This window comes from Archaeoglobus sp., assembly GCF_017656475.1.
Lineage (GTDB): Archaea > Halobacteriota > Archaeoglobi > Archaeoglobales > Archaeoglobaceae > Archaeoglobus.
In genome coordinates this window covers 1-16,547 of sequence record NZ_JACDNT010000034.1, presented here as the reverse complement: position 1 = coordinate 16,547, position 16,547 = coordinate 1, and the positions used below count along the sequence as shown (strand labels likewise).

General features: G+C 44.4%; 21 protein-coding genes and 1 tRNA gene. 5 read left to right on the top strand and 17 right to left on the bottom strand.

What is annotated here, in order from left to right:
- Positions 1-33: 33 nt before the first annotated feature.
- Both H0Z19_RS09470 and H0Z19_RS09465 read left to right on the top strand, forming a co-directional pair.
- Positions 34-1,428, top strand: coding sequence for a nucleotidyl transferase AbiEii/AbiGii toxin family protein (locus H0Z19_RS09470; protein ID WP_290726057.1), 1,395 nt, complete (start codon positions 34-36; stop codon positions 1,426-1,428).
- Positions 1,425-1,892: a hypothetical protein gene (locus H0Z19_RS09465; RefSeq protein WP_290726055.1), complete on the top strand. Its 468-nt coding sequence runs from the start codon at positions 1,425-1,427 to the stop codon at positions 1,890-1,892. Before H0Z19_RS09470 ends, H0Z19_RS09465 begins: the two co-directional genes overlap by 4 nt.
- A 351-nt stretch (positions 1,893-2,243) precedes the next feature.
- Here H0Z19_RS09465 and H0Z19_RS09460 read toward each other — a convergent pair whose 3' ends face one another.
- From H0Z19_RS09460 to H0Z19_RS09420, 9 genes are read right to left on the bottom strand one after another with little or no spacing between them, the layout of a single operon-like run.
- Positions 2,244-2,996: a hypothetical protein gene (locus H0Z19_RS09460; RefSeq protein ID WP_290726053.1), complete on the bottom strand. Its 753-nt coding sequence runs from the start codon at positions 2,994-2,996 to the stop codon at positions 2,244-2,246.
- On the bottom strand, positions 2,997-3,170 hold the full coding sequence (locus H0Z19_RS09455) for a hypothetical protein (RefSeq protein ID WP_290726052.1): 174 nt from the start codon (positions 3,168-3,170) through the stop codon (positions 2,997-2,999).
- Positions 3,171-3,368, bottom strand: coding sequence for a hypothetical protein (locus H0Z19_RS09450; protein WP_290726049.1), 198 nt, complete (start codon positions 3,366-3,368; stop codon positions 3,171-3,173).
- Entirely contained in the window at positions 3,369-3,623 is a 255-nt protein-coding gene (locus H0Z19_RS09445; RefSeq protein ID WP_290726047.1) for a DUF736 family protein, read from the bottom strand.
- A 46-nt stretch (positions 3,624-3,669) separates the two neighbouring features.
- On the bottom strand, positions 3,670-3,843 hold the full coding sequence (locus H0Z19_RS09440; protein WP_290726045.1) for a hypothetical protein: 174 nt from the start codon (positions 3,841-3,843) through the stop codon (positions 3,670-3,672).
- 47 nt (positions 3,844-3,890) lie between these two features.
- Positions 3,891-5,462: an ATP-dependent helicase gene (locus tag H0Z19_RS09435; protein ID WP_290726043.1), complete on the bottom strand. Its 1,572-nt coding sequence runs from the start codon at positions 5,460-5,462 to the stop codon at positions 3,891-3,893.
- On the bottom strand, positions 5,450-7,435 hold the full coding sequence (locus H0Z19_RS09430; protein ID WP_290726041.1) for a bifunctional DNA primase/polymerase: 1,986 nt from the start codon (positions 7,433-7,435) through the stop codon (positions 5,450-5,452). The genes H0Z19_RS09435 and H0Z19_RS09430 overlap by 13 nt, the downstream gene beginning before the upstream one ends.
- A complete protein-coding gene (locus H0Z19_RS09425; RefSeq protein WP_290726039.1) occupies positions 7,432-7,680 on the bottom strand; it encodes a hypothetical protein in 249 nt (82 codons plus the stop codon). The genes H0Z19_RS09430 and H0Z19_RS09425 overlap by 4 nt, the downstream gene beginning before the upstream one ends.
- Complete coding sequence (locus tag H0Z19_RS09420) at positions 7,673-7,888, bottom strand: hypothetical protein (RefSeq protein ID WP_290726059.1); 216 nt, start codon at positions 7,886-7,888, stop codon at positions 7,673-7,675. Before H0Z19_RS09420 ends, H0Z19_RS09425 begins: the two co-directional genes overlap by 8 nt.
- Positions 7,889-7,967: 79 nt before the next feature.
- Here H0Z19_RS09420 and H0Z19_RS09415 point away from each other — a divergent pair, with 79 nt between their 5' ends.
- Positions 7,968-8,936, top strand: a complete 969-nt coding sequence (locus H0Z19_RS09415; protein ID WP_290726037.1) for a winged helix-turn-helix domain-containing protein — start codon at positions 7,968-7,970, stop codon at positions 8,934-8,936.
- Here H0Z19_RS09415 and H0Z19_RS09410 read toward each other — a convergent pair.
- The 6 genes from H0Z19_RS09410 to H0Z19_RS09385 all read right to left on the bottom strand — a co-directional run bounded on the left by H0Z19_RS09410 (position 8,890) and on the right by H0Z19_RS09385 (position 12,523).
- Positions 8,890-9,693: a tyrosine-type recombinase/integrase gene (locus H0Z19_RS09410; RefSeq protein ID WP_290726035.1), complete on the bottom strand. Its 804-nt coding sequence runs from the start codon at positions 9,691-9,693 to the stop codon at positions 8,890-8,892. The genes H0Z19_RS09415 and H0Z19_RS09410 overlap by 47 nt on opposite strands.
- Before the next feature lie 13 nt (positions 9,694-9,706).
- A tRNA-Leu gene (locus H0Z19_RS09405) sits at positions 9,707-9,790 on the bottom strand.
- A 43-nt stretch (positions 9,791-9,833) separates the two neighbouring features.
- On the bottom strand, positions 9,834-10,514 hold the full coding sequence (locus H0Z19_RS09400; protein WP_290726032.1) for a KaiC domain-containing protein: 681 nt from the start codon (positions 10,512-10,514) through the stop codon (positions 9,834-9,836).
- A 9-nt stretch (positions 10,515-10,523) separates the two neighbouring features.
- Positions 10,524-11,279: a hypothetical protein gene (locus tag H0Z19_RS09395; RefSeq protein WP_290726030.1), complete on the bottom strand. Its 756-nt coding sequence runs from the start codon at positions 11,277-11,279 to the stop codon at positions 10,524-10,526.
- The gene (locus H0Z19_RS09390) at positions 11,272-11,832 is read right to left on the bottom strand and encodes a hypothetical protein (protein WP_290726029.1); all 561 of its coding nucleotides are present in this window, start codon (positions 11,830-11,832) and stop codon (positions 11,272-11,274) included. The genes H0Z19_RS09395 and H0Z19_RS09390 overlap by 8 nt, the downstream gene beginning before the upstream one ends.
- Positions 11,807-12,523 carry an RAD55 family ATPase gene (locus H0Z19_RS09385; protein WP_290726027.1) on the bottom strand — a complete coding sequence of 239 codons (717 nt, stop codon included), beginning with the start codon at positions 12,521-12,523 and terminating at the stop codon, positions 11,807-11,809. The genes H0Z19_RS09390 and H0Z19_RS09385 overlap by 26 nt, the downstream gene beginning before the upstream one ends.
- A gap of 89 nt (positions 12,524-12,612) precedes the next feature.
- Here H0Z19_RS09385 and H0Z19_RS09380 point away from each other — a divergent pair, with 89 nt between their 5' ends.
- Entirely contained in the window at positions 12,613-12,783 is a 171-nt protein-coding gene (locus H0Z19_RS09380) for a 4Fe-4S binding protein (RefSeq protein WP_048064219.1), read from the top strand.
- Entirely contained in the window at positions 12,776-13,663 is an 888-nt protein-coding gene (locus tag H0Z19_RS09375; protein ID WP_290726024.1) for a carbohydrate kinase family protein, read from the top strand. Before H0Z19_RS09380 ends, H0Z19_RS09375 begins: the two co-directional genes overlap by 8 nt.
- Here H0Z19_RS09375 and H0Z19_RS09370 read toward each other — a convergent pair.
- Positions 13,660-15,066, bottom strand: a complete 1,407-nt coding sequence (locus H0Z19_RS09370; RefSeq protein WP_290726023.1) for a DUF790 family protein — start codon at positions 15,064-15,066, stop codon at positions 13,660-13,662. The two genes, H0Z19_RS09375 and H0Z19_RS09370, sit on opposite strands and share 4 nt — an antisense overlap.
- Positions 15,044-16,396, bottom strand: a complete 1,353-nt coding sequence (locus H0Z19_RS09365) for a DEAD/DEAH box helicase family protein (RefSeq protein WP_290726022.1) — start codon at positions 16,394-16,396, stop codon at positions 15,044-15,046. Before H0Z19_RS09365 ends, H0Z19_RS09370 begins: the two co-directional genes overlap by 23 nt.
- Positions 16,397-16,547: the final 151 nt, after the last annotated feature.

Genomic DNA, 16,547 nt, shown 5'->3' with positions numbered 1-16,547 from the left:
TGAGAAGTTCTTGGGTGATAAGTTTAGGATGTTGTGCACTTAACCATAATTTCCACATTCGGCGATGCATATCTCTTCAAGGGTGGAAGCTGTCTGGTGAAGTGCTACTGCGGCTATTACCGCTTCAGCGTTGATCTTGATTTCACGTGGAGAAGGCAGGAGGTATGGGAAAATCTGGGAAAGAAGGGTCTGCGAAGGAAGCTTGTCGAACAGGCTGAAAAATTTGGCTCCATCCTTGAAAGAATTGCACACAACATGGAGCTCGATTTCAGATGCGACTTGAAAAACAAGAATTACGTGGAATTCGGAAGCGGGAGCAGAATGGCTACTTTCAAGCTCTGGAAGGGAAGCGAACTGATCAAGATTCAGGTTAATTTTGTTGAGAGACTTCTCTTCCCCAGCAGAGATGCTGTTGCAAAAACACTTCTTACTGGAAGAGATGTCAGTGATGAAGATAAAGCTTACTTCCGTGAATTTCTGGAATTCTACCAGCCTGTGGAAGTTTCCGCTTACAATATTGAGGAGATTCTCTGTGAGAAAATGCGTGCTATTCTGACGAGGCAGGCGATGAAGCTAAGAGATATCTATGACGTGTTCATGATCTGGAAAGCCGGAGTGAGGATTGAGGAGCTGAAGGAAGAGATTCTTGAAAAGATAAGGTCTGCGATGAGATTCAAAGTTGAAGGGAAAACAGAGGGAAAGGTCGTCAAGGTTAATTATCCTGTCAGGAGGGAGGGGATAATCAGGAGAATCAGTAAAAAAGTTGAGAGACCGGAGGTTATAGCAGAAGAGGAGGCTGTGAAAACCAGGAGGTTTTACCAGTTCATGGATGATCTTGCCGAAGATGTCAGGGAAATGGTGGGAATGAAGGAGAAACCAAAACCACAAGCCAGGACCAAATCCACACCCGCTCCAAAAGGAATCGCAGGAGTGGGATTAATCGGATCTATGGCTGTGGCCAATCTGGTCAAAGGGAAGCCCGCACCAAGGGCCAAACCGAAACAGCCAGGCCTGATAACCCCTGCAGTATCTCAGCCAGCCCTCTTGAATGAGCTCGAGAGGCAAATGAATAAGCCAACCTTCAAGGCCTTCACCGAACCAAGACCAAAAGCCAGGACCAAGCCAAGAACTAAGGAGAAAGTTGGAGTGATTCCGCAGAGCATCCCTAAAGTCACTGTGGAGCCAGTGCCAAAACCTCCAACTCTGACTCCAGCTCCTCCAACACCCAAACCTCCACAGCTACCAAAAATCAGTTTACCCCCTATGGGCCTTGATCTTCCATTTACACCAGGTGGGGAAGGAGGAGGAAAAAGAACAAAGAGAGGCAGGAAGATCAATCCAGTTATCGAAAACCCCTTAGACTTCGTTCTTGGTGGGCTTTTCGGACCACCACAGAAGAAAGGGAGGAGAAGGAAAAAGAAGAGATGAAAATCTCTGACTTCTTCTTTATTTCATGGAATCTGTTCATTGTCGGCATACTGGTTGTTGGCTTTATTATGCACCAATTCCCCTATTCTTCCACACCTGAATCATCAATGTCCGCGATTGAGAAGATAAACGAAATGAGAAGTGAAAAACTAATCTTCTCATTGGGAGTTTACAAACTCGCAAAGATAAGGACTGAGGACATGCTTGAAAACGAATACTGTTCGCACTTCTCACCTGACCGCAAAGACATTTTCCACCTACTCCCTCCACACGTTTCTGGTTATGAGGCCATTCTCTGTGTCGATGGTGCAGTAACCTTAACAGAATCGGATGCAATCAAGTATTTTCTGGACAGCGATGAACATAGAAAAATCCTACTTGAAAAAGGAAGGTATGCGGGCTTTTACTGTGAAAATGGAATCTGTGTGTTCATAGTAACCAGCCATGAACCTTCAGGTCGCTGAGTCCTTGGCTGCTTTTCCGTATTGAGCTTATTTATCCAACAGGTGGACTTACTCCCTATTTAATGGCCATCCCCATCAACTATTTTTACCATGGCTCCAGCTTAGGGAGCTGGTGCATTTCCATTCAAATCCTTAATATTAATTGCAGGCCGCCACCAACTATTTTTACTGTGAGCCCGGATATATCATCCAGGCTGGTAATTTAAAATCGCTCCTGATGACTTTATTTTTGAATCCACAGCCTCTTTGCGGTTCGTTACCTTTTTGTGGAGGTAGGTCAAAAGAACCATGTTAAATTGCTATGTTTTATATTTCTCTTTGGTTATATTGTTGAATTAATACTTTTTTTATTCATTTTTTCACAAAGGTTACCTTGAATTTGATTGGTATATCGTGAACCTCAAGTTCTTCGATTCTTCTCCTTGAAACCTTCTCAAGAAGGGCAATACGAATATATCTGTTTCTGCACTTTAGATAAGCCCTCACAAGATGCTTAACAGGCCTCTTTTTCAGATTTTCGATTAATTGCCTCTCAGCCCAATCGCTGTAAATCTCAAATTCTCTCAACCCATAGACGATGGTTCCACCCTCAAAACTCTCCTCAAAGTGAACCTCATTCTCCCATTTAGAGTTAATGGTTTTGTAGAAATTGCTGATTTCTTCGATGATTGTATCAACCTCCCTCTTTTCCTGCTCCTCCCTCTCCTCAGCCTCTTTAATCAGCCCATCAATGTTGTAATCTCTAAAAATGCGATAAACGAGGTTTGAGCTTATAAACCAGCCTTCTGAACCCCAACGTCTGGTTATTCTACTTGCGATGTGTCTATAGCCGAAATTATATTTCAATCTCATCTCCTTGATTTCCTTAAGGATGGTGCTCGGCAACATGTGAATCTTAGACTTCCGTCCAGGTGAGCCATTCAGCTTGACATCATTCCTCTTGAGGAGGAAGGTCAGGGCTGTCTGGCTGAATCGTCCTCCCTTAAGAATCCTGCAGAATTCCAAGGCCTCGGTTCTGCTCATGCCTTCTTTAGCAATAAAATGAGCTACTCTCCTCTCAGGGATCTCTATCTTTCGCTCAAATTCTCTCATTCTCAACCGCATTTAAACCACCTCGTTTCTTTTAACCTCTTCATCCTCCTCAGGCTCTCTGAGCTTTTGAATCTCCTGAAGAATAACCCTGAAGACCTCAACGGCGATGTTCGCAGTCTCTACACTGTCTTCTTCACCAGCGACCTCTACAACCAGGCCTGTGGTGCTGATGTGAACTCGAGCCATTCACGCAACCTCCACATCTTCTCCGCTTATCGGCTTAATGCCGCTGATTTTGTCAAGCAGATGCTCCACAATCTCTACCAGCTTCTCAATGGGTTCTCCATCGGCTCGAACATCAATGCTGACTCCTCCTCCGTCTTCACTGTTTTTGAATTCAATCACAATCTCTCTGGCTGGTGCCTCCATTTCTCCCTCGCACATTCACGATCCCTCCTGTGTAAAGTCAAAAAACTCCTCCTCTGGCTCCTTCGGTTTACTCTCTCTAATCCAGAAAACTCCAACCTCTTTCCAGCTCTCTCCTTCCCTGATCATTAGCCTGAAAGCTGGCTGACTGTCCTTCTCTCGCTTGTCATTCTTGAACAGATAGGCCTCTTTCTTGCCGAGAACTCCAAAATCCACGTAGCCGGCCAGATACTTCCGGCCGTTCCTCTTCTCCTTCTTTGCCTTTCCTCCCACTCTATCACCCCTTTTCAAAAAAATAAAGAAGAATTTTCAGCCCCTCTTAGGCCTCCAGCAGCCTCCTCAACATCTCCTCAGCTCTCGGTATGCCGTGGCTTGCAACCTCCTCAAGGTCTCCCTTTAGCCGCTCATAAACGGCCTGCTGCACGTACTCCTCTAAATCCCTTCCAGCCCACGCACAATATTCTTCCAAAACTTTTCTAACCACATTCTCCATTCTACCACCTCCTTTTATTTTCCTCCGTGAAGGAGGACCGTGAAAGGTCAGACATGAGCACAGGCCACCACCTCCTGAGTCAGGAAAGGCCTGAACTTGTAAAGAGGGGCCACAATAACGAAATTCTTGGCTCTCGTTACTCCGACATAAAACAGCCTTAATTCGCTCTCTCTTCCTCCGTTTCTCAGCTCTGATGCGATATTCTGGGTGATTGCATCGGCAAGAACTACAATATCAGCTTCCTTTCCCTTGGATGCATGGATTGTGTCAACGTAGAGGTTGATCTTTTCCTCCACAACCGGGTGATAGGCATCCTGAACGATCTTCGCTGTCCTCTTGCTTCTGAAGTTGATGAGGTTGATCGGATCACCCTTTGACTGCAAAACTTCAAAGAACTGGATCGGAAGCCCTCCCTCGGCCAGAGATTTAAGAGCACCCTCCTTGAGGTGTTGTGGAAGGATCTCCTCTCGAAGGTTTTCAATCAGCCAGAACTTTTCCTGTATATTGAGTGGTTGTTTTCCACGAAGTTTGGCAACTACATTCCAAGCTGTGAGGATCTCCTTATCCCAAGGAGACTCACCCTTGAGCTTCTTGAAAGGCACTCTTAAGGAAATGAGAATCCTCTCAGCGTAGTAAACCATCTTGTTGGTCCTGAAAAGCAGAAAAACCGTTTTGTCAGGATGCCTTCTTGACAAAAAGGCAGCAGTTCTAACAATCTCATCAAAGGACATTCTCTTAAGGATATTCCAACCTCCACCATTGAAGGCCGGTATGATCGTCTTTGCCTTCCGGGTTTTGATCTGGCTGATTATTCCTCCTGCAAGCTTCCAGATCTCAGATGGAACTCTCCACGATTTTGGTAAAACATGCTCCTCACCCTTGAAGTTAAGGAAAAACTCAGGCCGTGCTCCCTTCCAGCCATAAATGGCCTGATCATCATCACCGGCAAGATAAACAGTATCAAGCCCTTCAATCAGCTTCCTGACAATTTCAAACTCGAGAGAGTTAAAGTCCTGGACCTCATCGATAAAGCCAACCTTGGCATCAATGAAGATATCATCCTCATAGGCCTCGATAAGCATGTCATTGAAGTCTATGATTCCTGTTTTCTCCTTGATCTTTAACCACAGCTCGATTACGTGGCCAGCCTCGTTATTCACCTTATACAGCAGATCGAGGCAGGCCTGAACGTTTCTCTTCTTTGGATAGTGTTCACCTATGGTCCTTGTCCACAGTGAGAAGATTCTGTTGCCGAGAGCTTCCGAGCCATCATCACCCTTGATGTATGGGATGCCGAGGTCCTGACAGAACTTGGCCTGAAGGCCTTCAATGAAGTCATAAGCCTGCATTGTCTCAACGATATACCGAAGGCCAGGGCTCTGCTTTGTGAGCCAGCTCAGGCAGAGGCCGTGGAGGGTCCTAAAGTATGGTGTGACCGCACCTCCTTTATCAACCCCTATTCTCTCACAGGCTTCATTTATGGCTGAGTTTGAGAAACTGACAAACATGACATCCTGAATTTTCACGTTCTCTCCATCAACGGTCTCTTTCAGTTTGTTGATCAGCCAAGTTGTTTTCCCTGTGCCAGGTGGTCCGTAAAGCTTGGTTATATCCGCCATCCCTCATCACCTCCTGCAGGTATCAGCTCGGCAATCTCCGAGCTTTCGATGTCCTCAATCACTTCGGGTTCCCACTCGTCTCCTTCTCTCCGCAGAATAGCCTGGATGGCCTGTAAGTTGAAACGCCAAAAGTAACGTGAGTTTTCTCCAATTCTTATTCTCTTTACCTTGCCTGCAAGAATTCTTTGGGCAGCTCTGGCTAACTTCTCTCTTTGGTATTTCACTCCAGATTCCTCTATCAACTCCTTTAACAAACCTGATTCAACATAGATTATCCCATCCTCTACGAAGAACCCACGTTTTGGTGGAACTTTTTTCTCCTTTAGTAAATCAAAGCTGTAGTAATCCCTCTTGGTCGTTAGGATCTCGATTATCGTTTCCTCGAGTCCACTCTCTGTGTCCACAGGTGTCTTCACGTGGTCGGCGATTTCCAGCCAGCTCTGATAGACTCTAAAGGCCTCTTCTTCCGAGAAAGGTGGATTGGCAGGCAGAAGATAACATTCGAGGAAAATCTCATCAAATATGGCTGTGTTAATGACAGATTCACTTTTAACTTTCTTGAAAAACCTCTTCAAAGGAATGATTTTCCGCCTCCCAGCGACTTTCACGTCCATTTCACCGCTTGAATGAAAGATTATCACAGATTCCGTGTCAAGAATGAGTCTGTCAGCAGGAGGAAGCCTTAATTTGCAGTTCTCTCCAACACACAAGCCGAGTTCTTCTGCATAATCGCAAGAGAACTCAGGGATCTTCCACAACTCTGTGTATTCGCTTGTGGTGGGATTCAGGCCATGTGCTGCTATAAACGAATCAATGAATTCAGCCCTCTTATCTTCTGGAACTTTCTTCTTCTTTTGCCACGCCAAAATTAATTTAAGGGCATCTAAATTTGGTGTTCCTCTGGCCCTTTGTACACAGTCTGGTTCAAAAAGAGACTTCTTTATGTTATAACTCTCTGTGTTCTTAGCGTTCTCAGCATTCCATGTGTTCCATGTGTTCCATGGTTTTGAGGGTATATTTTTTTCTCTATTAACATAGTACGCTCCGTTTAGTCCACTACCATTTTGGATGTTGCAGAGTTTAATAAACAACTGTGGATTTTTTGTAGGGCTGAACCGTTCACCAGTAAAAGAGGCAACAGCCTTTTCAATGGTGTGGTATAGGTAATCATCCCTTTCAGTCTTCTCATAACTGCGATAAGTCCGGAGGATGTCAGCAATCTGATGTTCATCAAAGCCCCAATACCACAACCTGTCGATGGTGGCCAGATCGGCCTCAGACCGTGATGGATATCCAGGGTTAAGATCATTCAGAAGCTCTCTGAGTTTCTCATCAACCTCTAGAATGGTATCAAGGCCGATGTCATACTTGTTGACAAACACAAGGTTGTGATTGGCGATCTTCTCCTTTGGCTTGGTCTTTTGCTCTGTCTTTGGCTCTTCCTCTATGAACTTTCTGATAGCTTCAAAATCGAGGTCGATGATTTCCACATCCTTGATGACCTCATACAATCCAGTCGCACCTTCGAATTTCTCTTCATCCGGTGGAACATAACTGCCAGGGGCCACCACGTATTGCCAGTTGGCCCTTAATTCTCCGATTTTCTGACCATCTAGCTTCAAAATGTAATTTCTTTCAATACCTGGATTCTGATAGTAAATCTGGTACCCTCCATTTCGAGTCTTAACCGTAAAACTCTCAGGCAGCTCAGAAATATCAATCAAGTCAGGTCGATCTATATCCACGAAACAAAGACCTTGTGGAAAAGCGTAGATTCCAACATTAAGACCTCTTTGGATTCTACTAAGAGCTTCATCCTTGCTCAGCTTTATTTCATCAAGACACTCTTTTATTTTCACTCCTTTTGGCACGTTTGGTTCTTTGCTGTTCTCAACAAGCGGAATGAAGGCAACATTGATGTTTTGCGGAAGTTTCTCAAGCAACTTTGTAAATTGCTGTGGATCTGTTCTCATTCTTCTTCCACCTCCTCAAAATCCTCTACCCTAACTGGATCCAAGACAATCTTGCCTTCGGAAACTTCAATGGCAAAATGGTAGCCTTTGAAGATTTCTCGAATGAGTTTCGGAAAGTAGATCGCCCCATTTGAGTTGAATGTGACCAACTTTCTCTTATTAGAATCGTAACTTTTATATAAATTCACTCTCTTATTTCTTTTAGGGGAAAGTTTACGAGGTGTGGCGGTCTGCAACTCATCCACCTCCTGAGTTTTTAATTTTTTCAAGATTAACACCAAGAAAATCCGCATAATGCTCGATTGCTCGCCTGAGAATCTCCGAAACTGATTGATGAGCTACTGGCTTGCTATATTCCTTTCTAAGAATCTTCTCGATTATCTGAGCGTGTTCTGGGTAGATTGTAGCTGAAATCTGTATGATATTCCCATCCTCTCTCTTTGTCCCTATCATTCCTATCACCGATGATACTTCTCTGACAGAAGTATTTAGAACGAAACACATATATAATACTTTCGCCGAAGTATCTTCGATGAAGGAGGTAAAGTATCAGACCTTTATCGATGAAGAGAATAAGAAAAAAATACTTAGCGTGCTGGCAGATGGGGAAAAGGATTGGAAAACCATCAAAGAACTCACTGGTTTTGCCGACTCAGTTCTTGCAAGGCATCTTAAGGAGCTTGAAGAAGCTGGGCTAATAACTACGAGAATTGATAAATCTGATAGGAGGAAAAAAATATACTCCCTCAGCAGTCAAGGGGTTGAAAACATAATGAGCCTTGCTTATGCCCTCTTTTTCTTCAACCATATCAATTACCGTTTTTACGAGGTTTTAAAGAAATGTGCCAAAGACTTTACAAAGAAAGATGAGTGGTTTAAAGAGTGGTTTTTAAACCTCGGGTGGGAGATGACTACTGCGGCTAAGAAGAATCTTTTAGGACCATATTTTGAGGGATTCTATATGTTCAGTAAAACCCGCCAATCATACCTCCAGAAAATAAAAGATCATCCGATTATTGCTGAGATTGAGAAAAGAAAAACTGATGACTTATTGAGAGAGGGTATTGAGAGCTTACGCCATATGGTAAAGAGAGTTAAGATGGAAAAAAGACTGATTGAGACAGGGGATTTAGATAGAATTAGAAAGGAAGTTGGTTTAAAAAATTATCATGAAGATCTTTCGAAATTAAGTATAGAGAGGCTTCAAGCTGAGATGGGTATCCTTGAGGAGCTGAAGAATCTTGAAGGAATTGGTCCCATAGTCAGAAGTATTGAGAAAGAAGTAGAAAAAAGATTGGAAGAGGAATATGAAGAATTTAAGGAAGAAATAAAAAATACATATAAGGAGAGGCTTAAAGAAATCAACAATTGGCCAAGCATTCATTGGAATAATAATAGCCACTCAAACCTTGCTGCAAAAGAAGGATGTAATCAAGAAACTCTTAAAAGACTAATCAGAAAAACCGATAACTGGCCCAATACCGATCATAAACCTCTTTAAGCTCCTCCTCGTCCTGAAAGTCGTAATGTGACAGATCCACATCCCCTCTCAAGGAGTGGCCCATCAAAATCTTCTTCACAGCTGTGGGCATTCCGAGCCTGTCAGATTGCTGTGAAAAGAATTTCCGCATGTGCTTCATCCTTAAGGAATCGCTCAACTTGGCAAGATGGTAATTTAACGACTTCTTTGAAAAAAGATAATCTCGCCCACCTGTAATTTCGAGGTAATAAATTAACGCTTCTTTGGCCTCCTCGGAAAAGAAGGTAACTCGGTCCTCGAAGTCTTTTGCAATCTCGGCCCTAACTCTGATAACTCTGTCTTCAACGTCGATGTCGTTCAGGCGGAGCTTATACAGCTCTTCGGCTCTCAAACCTGAAGTTGCCGACAATAAAACAGCACACTTTAACCTCGATCTGTAAGGTTCTCTCAGTTCTTCAGCTTTATTCAGCAAATTACGAATATGCCCAACCTTGATCACGTTCTTTCTTCGCTTTGGTATCTTGGGAAGCTTAACATCGTCAGCGAGAGGGTGATTTATGAACTTCAGAAATCTACGAATTTTGATCAGCTTATTTCGGACTGTTTTAGGCTCAAACTCTTCTTTTAATCGGTTTATATAAATAATTATGCGGTCATCTGTTAATCTGTATGAACAAGCCTCAAGAAAGCTCTGAATAGCCGACTTATAAGCCGTTATTTCTTGGTCTGAGATGTGAGAAAGCTGTAAACGTTTAACGAACTCATCAAACTGCTCCAAAAGCGATAACCCATGCGGGGGGCGGGATTCGAACCCGCGGACCCCTTCGGGACAGGGTCTTAAGCCCTGCGCCTTTTCCTGGCTCGGCAACCCCCGCTTAAAATAAGTCTACCTGGCAGATAAAGAAGATTTTGCTCAACTTAAAAAATCTCTGCTTCTTCATAAACAACTATCCCCGAATCGGTAATGAGGTAGGGCTTTGGTTTTCTTGAATGCTTAATCCTCCTCATCTTCACAACCTCAAGCCCCAGAGTTGGTTCATCCAACTCACTCTTCCTCACAACCTTTAAACTGATCATGCCATCACATATATACTCCAGAATCCCGTACTTGGACGTGTTGGGCTGGTACTTGTCCGCCTCGCTGGTGATCATCGCTGTAATACCGTTTTCCTTCAGCATTTTTCTGAACATGGCGAGCATGCTATACCTCCCAGCGTCATCAAAAAGCGTTTCAAGAACGCTTATCGAGTCGATCAGCATCCGCTTAACCCCTAAGCTTCTAATGATTTCTGGTAGGTCGCTTTCAAGCTTTTCGAGGCTTTTTTTGACTTCTGAAGCTTCAAGCCTTGCTACGTGTAGCTTATCACCAAAAGCCTCTAAATCCATCCCGACACTTTTGGCATTTGCTATAATGCTTTCCTCATCCTCGTCAAAGCTCAGAATCATGCAGGACTCTCCGTTCTTCAAACCCTCGTAGATGAAGTGTAAACCCAGCATGGTTTTACCAGTACCGTACATACCCACAACAGCTACAATGTGCCCTTCAGGAATTCCACCGCCCAGAATTGCATCCAGTCCTTCCACACCCGTCTTTAGCATCCAACCACCTCACATAACTCTCATGATCCTGGAAATCGTGAAGCCTACCACTGGATCAATTTTTACCGAGTACTTAACTATTCTTTCTTTTTCAATTTTCGGCAGCAAGCCCAAGAATTTTCTGAAATACATCCAGCGCAGTATAGAATCTCTCTCTACCGACCACTCGAAAACAACAATTCCATCAGCCTGATCAAGCATCTCCTCTTCCTTTCCTTTCTCAAAAACCTCAGATGTGAGTAGAGTTGTCAGCAGAATGTTGTTTCTAATGCAATACACCCTTATGCCTTTTAACAAATCAACAAAGTTCTCCCAACCGAGCCTGTTCACAGCCGCTCTCGCCAGATCTGTAAGGGAGTCGAGAAACACATAGGTACTGCTTTCAAGACCTTCGAAGAACTCCAAAAGCTTAGTGAACAAATTCTTCTCACCTTTCAAAAGCTCAATTCCAACGCCTTTATCAGAAACCCATTTGAGCGGGACAAGAGTGTCCTTAAAATAGACATCTGCGAGGCTTACGACCTCTATATCCGGCACAACACCCCTTTCTGGAATGGCAGTTTCAAGCTCCTTCTTGACGACATCCACAGGCTTTGAAATGGACAGATACTTAATCTTGATCTTATCAGCATTGTTGAACATTGACGTTATTGCAAACTCCCTTCCACCGGCTCCTGCATTTTCGTAAAGAATGACCAAACCAGGAGGGAAGCCCCCAAACTCCGTATCAAGAAAATCCATGCCAGTAGGAAAAATTTCAGTCAATCTCTATCACCTCGTCGACCATGAGTGAAATTTGAGAGTAGTAGCTCTCATCCATCTCCTTCTCTATTGTGAAAATTGTACCGACAAATCCTCTGAGCCTCATTTTGCCTGTTAGATGCCTCAGGAACTTGATTAACGTTTCGAATGATTTGTAGAGGGAGATTGTCGAGAGAGAGTCGAGGTAAATGAACCTATTGTCAGAGGTTACAAGATCCATGGCCCTCTCTATCGTAACCTGAAGCTGAACCGGGTCGGGAGAGGTGAGGTAAAAGCATCTCTCCTCATCAATTACCTCTCCCCCAAGCTGAAGAGTTATGCAATCGATGAAGTACATCCTGCTGAGGTCAACTCCTTCCTTTAAAAGCATCTTTTTCAGACTAAAGTATGGACGGTTGAGAGTAACAAAGATTCCCTCTGCAATTTCTGTGAAGTACTTAACCAATTCTATACTCATCTTGACGTACTTTTTGGAATCAACCTTCACCAGTACGATCTCCGCCCCTCTGTCGATTGCTTCTTTGACAAGCTCAACCGCGTTTGCATTCGTAGTCATAGCCCTTCTTCACTAGATATCCATCCAAAATCACAACACCTTCTTCCGTAATCTCATACGGAATCCACTCCAGTGGAACCCTTGTTCTGTACTTCTTTAGAATTCTCATTGCTCTCTGATAACCCTCCTCAGTTCTGAGTAAGTTGAGAAAGATGACGCTATCAACTATGTTCTTTGTGCTGCTCCACTCTCCCTGCATTGGAGCCTCCTCAATCCATAAGGAGGTTATTTCGTAGTCATAGGAGAGGTCAGACATGTAAGCCATAGCTCTTCTGTAAAGCACCTGATCAGCCAGTGCAAGTTCGAGGTCTGTGCAGGAGTCAAAAATGACTCTGTCAATGTCTTTTCCATCCATACCAAAAGTCGCCTTAAGCCCTTCAACGATCTTTTCTCTCGTCAGTGGGAGGATGAACTTGGGATCGACTCTTATAAACCTCCATTTTATCTTTTTGTAAACATCCTGCATGAACGGAAACTTTCCAAGGTAGAGCTCGCAGTTCTTCCTGTTCATTGTGGTTGAGAGGTACACAACAGTCTCGTCATTCCTTGCTCCCTCAGCAGCCCAGTGTGCAGCCAGAATGGTTTTTCCGATTCCGCTTCTTCCGATGATGAGGTTTTCTGTGTATCTGTCTATACCTCCCCCAAGCAGCTTATCGAGCTTTTCTATACCGAACTTTGCTTCATCAGCCATGTAAATAATTTCCTATAATAGTAAATAAATTTTTCTTACAGATTTGAAATAATGCGAAGCTGTTTAATACTTCAGGCAGAGTTTATCCCATGCCTGCTGTGGTTGATGCTTCGCTGTGTGACGGCTGTGGAACTTGCGTTGATGAGTGCCCTGTCGGAGCTATAGAACTCAACGACTACGCTCATGTTGATGAGGAAATCTGCACGGAATGTGGAGCCTGTGTGGATGTCTGCCCGACAGAGGCGATAAGCCTTGAGTAGCGCAGTCGGCTTCGGTGCTTTAAACCTGGACAAAATTTACACTGTCGACAAGATTCCCAAGGAGGATGAAGAGGGCTTCGTGATTGACTTGAAGCTTTTCCCCGGGGGTAGTGCGGCCAACACCATCGTAGGACTGTCAAGGCTTGGTATAGATACAGCATACATCGGCAAGGTTGGTAGCGACGAAGAGGGCAGAATTCTCCTCGAAGACCTTAAAAGGGAGGGTGTCAACACTGACTTTGTCATCAAAGCGGAGGGGAGAAGTGGAACGGCGATGATTTTCGTTGATGAAAAAGGAAATAGAGCAATCTTGGTTGATCCGGGAGTTAATGACACCATATCTTACAGCGAAATAGATGTTGATTCGGCCAAAAAGTACCGGCTAATCCACCTCACTTCTTTCATATGCAAAAACGGATTGGACTCGCTGAATTCTCAGAAAAAGATAGTAGAAGAGTTTGAAGTTGTGAGCTTCGATCCCGGGATGCCGTATGCTGAGAGGGGGCTTGGAGACATTGAAAAGATACTGAAAAACACCACTGTCTTTCTTCCCAACAGGCAGGAGATCGAGATACTTTTTTCAGAAGATTACAAGGCAGCAGCGGAGCGATGCATCGAAATGGGGATTGAAGTCGTAGTCGTAAAGCTCGGATCGGAGGGGTGCTGGATAAAGAGCCGTGATAAGGAATTTGCCTTAAAACCGCTCAGCACCAGAGTGGTGGACACCACAGGTGCAGGAGATGCTTTCAACGCTGGATTCCTTTATGGGTATCTGAAGGGAAAGGACATTGAGGAGTGTGGGAAGCTTGGGAATTTCGTTGCTGCAAAATGCATTGAAAAGTATGGTGCGAGAGAGGGTCTGCCCAGAAAGATAGATTAGTCAATCTTTTCAATGACAACCTCCCCCAGACCTATCCACTTCACCCTGTAGCCGAATGCAGGAAGTGAGCTCTCCCCAAGCCCGTATTTTTTAAGAACTGCCATGACGTCTTCGAGAGTTGATGGATTTGCTTTCTCAATCTCCTTTTTTATCTTTTCGAATACATCCTTCCTGACCGCATACTTACCCGCGAGAACGTAATCTTCGGGAATTTCTGCAAAGCTTTCAAGCTTCACAACATCCCCTTCCACACTTTTTTCCGATTTATATCGCTTTAATGCCTTAATAACCTCCCCATACGGAATTTTTTTGCTGAAAAGGATCAAATCCTGTAAGTCAACCTTTCCCTCCCCAAATTCGTCTCTGGCTATCAAAATCAGCGGTATCGAGGAGTTTTTAATCTTCTCGACCTTCTTCTTTAGATATTCCTCCGTCCAGAAGCCTGCTAGCTCAACGTAAACCTTTTTATCTCCCAAATTAATAGCGAAGTCCGGGATGAAGGCATATCTTCCTGCCTTGACAACGTCCGGCTCCCTTTCAACCTCGTAACCCAGCATCTTCATCTTTCTCGCAAACTCCTCCTCAAGCGAGGAGTCGTAAGAAATCTGCTCCTCCGTGTCGGGAAGCAGGTCTTTCATCCCGTCGTCAATTTCCATGATGTAAAGCCTGTCGAACTCTGCAATCTCCGCCCTTATGTACCACTTATTCGCCCGGATAATCCACGGGATTAGCTTAGCAAAGGAAACTCCGTACTTACGCGTCATTTTCAGAAGAGATGCCGCACCTGTAACCTCTACCATCATTTTTCCCGAATCCTCGTAAAGCTCGTACATCAATCCGAGGCGCTTTATCGCCCTGAAAATCTCCTTATGCAGGTCTGAAGTCCAGAACGTAAGTCTTAAAGCGTTGAAAAGAGCTGTCTGGAGGAGAGAGAGGTTGTAAAGCTTTATGAGATTTTCTGGAGTTAAGGTTTTGAAGCCGCTAAGAATTAGCTCCTCCTCCCTGTCCGCATACATTGCCCTCTCAATTACCTCAGGTGTCGTGTTGAAGTATTTCGCCGCATACTCCAAAACTTTGTCTCTCTCCTTCTTTGAAGTGACATAGCCGTGTTCGAAGAGTAGCATTCTAACCTTTCTGGGCTCAAGTTCGCTATCAACGTTAAAAGCGCAGCTTTTCTCTATGCAGTGATTCTCAAGCACTCTCACAAATCCCCTGACCTTCTTGAAGTTCTTTGCATTCTCAAGCCCCTTTGCGAGCTTCATCACTTTGCCGTACTTCTTCCCCAATCCACTTTTAAAAATCCTTATGACCTCATCCGCCAGCTCGTAGTCTCTTTCATCTGCAAATTTCGGAAAAATTCTTCCTTTCGCTTTCCTAACGTCAAGCAGTTCTTTTGGCAGCATTTTTACGCCTCCTTGCCGTGTTCACTTCTCCTGTCCCTCGTGAAATCAACTCGTAAAGTACCGCCTCCTTTTTCCCTTTCGAGGGTCTGAGAATTCTCCCAAGCCTCTGGATGTATTCCCTTGCACTCCCGCTACCGCTCATTATTACTCCCACATTTGCGTCAGGCACATCAATCCCTTCATCAAGAACCTGACTGCTCACAATAGCCCTGAACCTACCAGTTTTGAACCCCTCCAGTATCTCCTCCCTCTCATCTCTCCCAGTTCGGTGAGTTATTGCAGGAATCAGGAAAACCTTGGAAATCCGGTAAACAAGCTCGTTGTGGCGGGTGAAGATTATGATCTTGTCCTTTCTGTGCCTGTCAAGTATTTCCCTCAGCTTCCGAATTTTGTTTTTGGAGTTGAAGGCTATCTTTCTCGCTCCCTCCCACGCCCTCAAAGCTTCGTAAGCCCTCTCGTCGTAGCCTGAAGCCATAACTATTTTGTTAAAATCCTCTGACCTTCTCAGCATTATTCCCTTTGCTCTGAGATAGCCTTTGAAAATCTTCTCCCTTTTCTCGTACTCTTTCTTTTCCTCATCAGTAAGAGGGACAAAAATGCGCTTTATCGTGTAGCTGGCAAGATGCTTTCCGGCCAGATGGTCGGGAAGGAGCTCAAAGACCTTCCCGCCAACAACCTCCTTGAGAATCTCATGCCTCCCGTCATCCCTCTCGAATGTTGCCGTCAGCCCGAGCCTAAATGGTGCAGCAGACATCTGGGCTGTCTGCACATACGACTCAGCAGGAAGGTGGTGCACCTCGTCAAAAACGAGGAGCATGAATTTGTTGCCAAGTTTTTCCGCATTTACATAAGCCGAATCGTAGGTTGCAACGGTCAGCGGCTTCAACTCCTTCTCTCTCCCGCTGAACTCTCCCACGTTCTCCTCACCAAAAATTCTCAGCTTATCCTTCCACTGCTCAACGAGAGCCAAAGTGGGAACAACAATCAGTGTTGGTGCAGAGAGCTCGTTGATGGCTGCCATTGCAACGTGAGTTTTTCCAGAACCGGTTGGAAGGACTACACAACCTCTTTTGTCGATTAGCCACCTCTCCAGTGCCTTCTCTTGATAATCCCTTAGACTGATTTCAGCGTCAAAATAGGGCGTGGGGATTGGGTCTAAAGCGTTATCGATGAAATCAATACCGTTGCGCTCCAAATACTCAATTATGTCTCTATACCTGTATGCAAGAGCCCTATAAGTTCCGCTTCGGGAGTCAAATTTAGCGTGGGGAACATGAACATTGCCTTTAATAACAATTGTCCCTTTGTCATAATATATTTCAGCAATCATTTATTCATCTTCGATTTACAAGCCTTAAGCTTTGCTGGCATGGGAATAACAATTTACTACCTTCACAAACGTTTCAATTTTCACAGCAGGATAACATGTAGTTTCCTAAAATTATTTCCTGCCATCGAACCACCTCCAGCAGTAACCCAAA

Excerpts from the sequence above, each read along its gene's own strand:
- H0Z19_RS09420 (WP_290726059.1), bottom strand. The coding sequence starts at position 7,888 with ATGATAGGGACAAAGAGAGAGGATGGGAATATCATACAGATTTCAGCT.
- H0Z19_RS09380 (WP_048064219.1), top strand. The coding sequence starts at position 12,613 with ATGCCTGCTGTGGTTGATGCTTCGCTGTGTGACGGCTGTGGAACTTGC.
- H0Z19_RS09385 (WP_290726027.1), bottom strand. The coding sequence starts at position 12,523 with ATGGCTGATGAAGCAAAGTTCGGTATAGAAAAGCTCGATAAGCTGCTT.
- H0Z19_RS09440 (WP_290726045.1), bottom strand. The coding sequence starts at position 3,843 with ATGGAGAATGTGGTTAGAAAAGTTTTGGAAGAATATTGTGCGTGGGCT.
- H0Z19_RS09465 (WP_290726055.1), top strand. The coding sequence starts at position 1,425 with ATGAAAATCTCTGACTTCTTCTTTATTTCATGGAATCTGTTCATTGTC.
- H0Z19_RS09455 (WP_290726052.1), bottom strand. The coding sequence starts at position 3,170 with ATGGCTCGAGTTCACATCAGCACCACAGGCCTGGTTGTAGAGGTCGCT.
- H0Z19_RS09370 (WP_290726023.1), bottom strand. The coding sequence starts at position 15,066 with ATGCTGCCAAAAGAACTGCTTGACGTTAGGAAAGCGAAAGGAAGAATT.
- H0Z19_RS09450 (WP_290726049.1), bottom strand. The coding sequence starts at position 3,368 with ATGTGCGAGGGAGAAATGGAGGCACCAGCCAGAGAGATTGTGATTGAA.
- H0Z19_RS09430 (WP_290726041.1), bottom strand. The coding sequence starts at position 7,435 with ATGAGAACAGATCCACAGCAATTTACAAAGTTGCTTGAGAAACTTCCG.
- H0Z19_RS09460 (WP_290726053.1), bottom strand. The coding sequence starts at position 2,996 with ATGCGGTTGAGAATGAGAGAATTTGAGCGAAAGATAGAGATCCCTGAG.
- H0Z19_RS09415 (WP_290726037.1), top strand. The coding sequence starts at position 7,968 with ATGAAGGAGGTAAAGTATCAGACCTTTATCGATGAAGAGAATAAGAAA.
- H0Z19_RS09390 (WP_290726029.1), bottom strand. The coding sequence starts at position 11,832 with ATGACTACGAATGCAAACGCGGTTGAGCTTGTCAAAGAAGCAATCGAC.
- H0Z19_RS09435 (WP_290726043.1), bottom strand. The coding sequence starts at position 5,462 with ATGGCGGATATAACCAAGCTTTACGGACCACCTGGCACAGGGAAAACA.
- H0Z19_RS09365 (WP_290726022.1), bottom strand. The coding sequence starts at position 16,396 with ATGATTGCTGAAATATATTATGACAAAGGGACAATTGTTATTAAAGGC.
- H0Z19_RS09400 (WP_290726032.1), bottom strand. The coding sequence starts at position 10,514 with ATGCTAAAGACGGGTGTGGAAGGACTGGATGCAATTCTGGGCGGTGGA.